This window comes from Acetobacter sp. DsW_059 (assembly GCF_002153695.1).
Taxonomy (GTDB): domain Bacteria; phylum Pseudomonadota; class Alphaproteobacteria; order Acetobacterales; family Acetobacteraceae; genus Acetobacter; species Acetobacter thailandicus.
In genome coordinates this window covers 1-246 of record NZ_JOPI01000101.1, presented here as the reverse complement: position 1 = coordinate 246, position 246 = coordinate 1, and the positions used below count along the sequence as shown (strand labels likewise).

The 246-nt window shown below is 50.8% G+C and carries 1 protein-coding gene; it reads left to right on the top strand.

The genetic code is table 11. The features are described 5' to 3' along the window. Positions 1 to 246: baseplate J/gp47 family protein (locus tag HK25_RS12105; RefSeq protein WP_198945986.1), on the top strand; the 246-nt coding region annotated here is incomplete at both ends.

Here is a 246-nt window from a genome sequence, read left to right as displayed (position 1 = left end):
TCACCGGGGATGTAGGAACAATCATCTCAAACGGTACTATTCAGGATACGGTTAATCGTTACACTTGGTCTTTACCTTCCGGCATTACGATCCCATCTGCCGGATCAATTACTGTCACCGCAACCTGTGAAACATCTGGTTCAGTTTCAGCCGCGGCCGGCACGCTGACGATTATCGCAACTCCAACCAGTGGATGGACTTCTGTTACGAACAAAACCGCTGCCGCCACAGGGTCTGATGCTCAGA